Origin of the sequence: Tamlana sp. 2_MG-2023 (genome assembly GCF_030548465.1) — a bacterium.
Classification (GTDB): Bacteria; Bacteroidota; Bacteroidia; order Flavobacteriales; family Flavobacteriaceae; genus Pseudotamlana.
The window spans coordinates 1-3,317 of record NZ_JAUOSF010000032.1; the positions used below are offsets into that span (position 1 = coordinate 1).

Annotated in this window: 1 tRNA gene and 2 rRNA genes; all 3 read right to left on the reverse strand. The window is 47.2% G+C overall.

The features are described from left to right. Nucleotide 1: 1 nt before the first annotated feature. The 3 genes from Q4566_RS16935 to Q4566_RS16945 all read right to left on the reverse strand — a co-directional run bounded on the left by Q4566_RS16935 (nt 2) and on the right by Q4566_RS16945 (nt 3,293). Nucleotides 2-74 (reverse strand) — tRNA-Lys (locus Q4566_RS16935). 141 nt (nt 75-215) lie between these two features. Then, nucleotides 216-323: ribosomal RNA gene (rrf, locus tag Q4566_RS16940) — 5S ribosomal RNA — on the reverse strand. Nucleotides 324-473: 150 nt separating this feature from the next. After that, nucleotides 474-3,293, reverse strand: a 23S ribosomal RNA gene (locus Q4566_RS16945). Between the last annotated feature and the right edge of the window lie 24 nt (nt 3,294-3,317).

Below are 3,317 nucleotides of genomic sequence, written 5' to 3' on the forward strand. Positions count from 1 at the left end.
GTGACCGGGCTGGGGCTCGAACCCAGGACCCTCTCCTTAAAAGGGAGATGCTCTACCAACTGAGCTACCAGGTCATTTTTTTGGTTTCTGGTTATTAGTTGTTAGTTATTAATAACTCTCAACTTATAGCTTAATGCCTAAAGCATATAGCTTACAGCCTTCTGCCAAAAACACAAAATAAAAAATCCTCAACAATTTTCATGTTGAGGATTCAAAAAAGGCAACGACCTACTCTCCCACTAATGTAGTACCATCGGCGCTAATGGGCTTAACTTCTCTGTTCGGAAAGGTAAGAGGTGAGCCCCATCGCTATAACCACCTTAAATCTTTTCCTGCACATGCAGGAATCTCTTCTAACATATTCTCGATTTGAGATTATGAGATCCCCGCCTTCACGAGGATAAATATTTTAACATATTGAAATAAGATATTGACGTAATAATAATCTATTGAACTTTATAAAAAAACAGGCGTACAATAAGCCTATGGGTTATTAGTACTACTCGGCTATGACATTACTGCCTTTACACCTATAGCCTATCAACGTGGTAATCTCCCACGACCCTTTAAAGAAATCTCATCTTGTGGTGGGTTTCGCGCTTATATGCTTTCAGCGCTTATCCCTTCCCAACGTAGCTACTCAGCAATGCCGCTGGCGCGACAACTGATACACCAGAGGTTAGTCCAACTCGGTCCTCTCGTACTAGAGTCAGATCCACTCAAATTTCTAACGCCCACTGTAGATAGAGACCGAACTGTCTCACGACGTTCTGAACCCAGCTCGCGTGCCACTTTAATGGGCGAACAGCCCAACCCTTGGGACCTTCTCCAGCCCCAGGATGTGACGAGCCGACATCGAGGTGCCAAACCCCCCCGTCGATATGAGCTCTTGGGGGAGATCAGCCTGTTATCCCCGGCGTACCTTTTATCCTTTGAGCGATGGCCCTTCCATGCGGAACCACCGGATCACTATGCTCTACTTTCGTACCTGATCGACTTGTAGGTCTCTCAGTCAAGCTCCCTTATGCCATTGCACTCTACACACGATTACCAACCGTATTGAGGGAACCTTTAGAAGCCTCCGTTACTCTTTTGGAGGCGACCACCCCAGTCAAACTACCCACCAAGCACTGTCCCTTCATAAGAAGGTTAGACTCTAGATAAGCAAAGGGTGGTATTTCAACAATGACTCCACAACACCTGGCGATGCCGCTTCAAAGTCTCCCACCTATCCTACACATTACTTATCCAAAACCAATACTAAGCTATAGTAAAGGTGCACGGGGTCTTTTCGTCCCACAGCGGGTAATCGGCATCTTCACCGATACTACAATTTCACCGAGCTCATGGCTGAGACAGTGTCCAGATCGTTGCACCATTCGTGCAGGTCGGAACTTACCCGACAAGGAATTTCGCTACCTTAGGACCGTTATAGTTACGGCCGCCGTTTACTGGGGCTTCATTTAAGATCTTCGCCGAAGCTAAACCCTCCACTTAACCTTCCAGCACCGGGCAGGTGTCAGGCCATATACGTCATCTTTCAATTTAGCATAGCCCTGTGTTTTTGATAAACAGTCGCCTGGACCTTTTCACTGCGGCCACCCCGAAGGGTGGCGACTCTTCTCCCGAAGTTACGAGTCTATTTTGCCTAATTCCTTAGCCATGAATCTCTCGAGCACCTTAGAATTCTCATCCCAACTACCTGTGTCGGTTTAGGGTACGGGCTGCTTCACTCGCTTTTCTTGGAAGTCGCTTCTCTGGATTATCACCTTGACCGAAGTCTCAGTGTACTATCGCGGTATTACTACTCGCTTCAACGAACTATTCCGTCAGTTCGCACCAAATATACGCCTCCGTCACTTTTAGTGTGAGCAGGTACTGGAATATTAACCAGTTGTCCATCCACTACCCCTTTCGGGTTCGCGTTAGGTCCCGACTAACCCTCAGCTGATTAGCATAGCTGAGGAAACCTTAGTCTTTCGGTGTGCGGGTTTCTCGCCCGCATTATCGTTACTTATGCCTACATTTTCTTTTGTAGCTTCTCCAGCATACCTCACAGTACACCTTCGACGACACTACAATGCTCCCCTACCACTTTTACAAGTCCATAGCTTCGGTAGTATGTTTATGCCCGATTATTATCCATGCCGAACCGCTCGACTAGTGAGCTGTTACGCACTCTTTAAATGAATGGCTGCTTCCAAGCCAACATCCTAGCTGTCAAAGCAGTTCAACCGCGTTATTTCAACTTAACATACATTTGGGGACCTTAGCTGATGGTCTGGGTTCTTTCCCTCTCGGACATGGACCTTAGCACCCATGCCCTCACTGCTGCAAAACATTTTATAGCATTCGGAGTTTGTCAGGAATTGGTAGGCGGTGAAGCCCCCGCATCCAATCAGTAGCTCTACCTCTATAAAACTATGTTGCAACGCTGCACCTAAATGCATTTCGGGGAGTACGAGCTATTTCCGAGTTTGATTGGCCTTTCACCCCTACCCACAGGTCATCCGAAGACTTTTCAACGTCAACCGGTTCGGTCCTCCACTGTATGTTACTACAGCTTCAACCTGCCCATGGGTAGATCACACGGTTTCGCGTCTACCACTACTGACTATGGCGCCCTATTCAGACTCGCTTTCGCTACGGATCCGTGACTTAATCACTTAACCTTGCCAGCAACGGTAACTCGTAGGCTCATTATGCAAAAGGCACGCCGTCACCCCAAAGGGCTCCGACCGCTTGTAAGCGTATGGTTTCAGGTTCTATTTCACTCCCTTATTCAGGGTTCTTTTCACCTTTCCCTCACGGTACTAGTTCACTATCGGTCTCTCAGGAGTATTTAGCCTTATCGGATGGTCCCGACTGTTTCATACAGGATTACTCGTGTCCCGCACTACTCAGGATACCACTATATCCACATTCTTTACTTATACCGGGCTATCACCGTCTATGGCTTGTCTTTCCAAACAATTCTAATTCATCATGCTTCTAATCTCGTGGTCCTACAACCCCAGCAATGCCGTAACATTACTGGTTTGGGCTAATCCGCGTTCGCTCGCCACTACTAACGGAATCACTTTTGTTTTCTTCTCCTCCGGGTACTTAGATGTTTCAGTTCTCCGGGTTCGCCTCCTTGCGGATACTATATCTTCAATATAGTGGGTTGCCCCATTCGGATATCTGCGGATCAATTCATGTGTGCTGATCCCCGCAGCTTTTCGCAGCTTATCACGTCCTTCATCGCCTCTGAGAGCCTAGGCATTCCCCATACGCCCTTATTTAGCTTATTGTACTTTTTGCTTTTTTAATGAGTT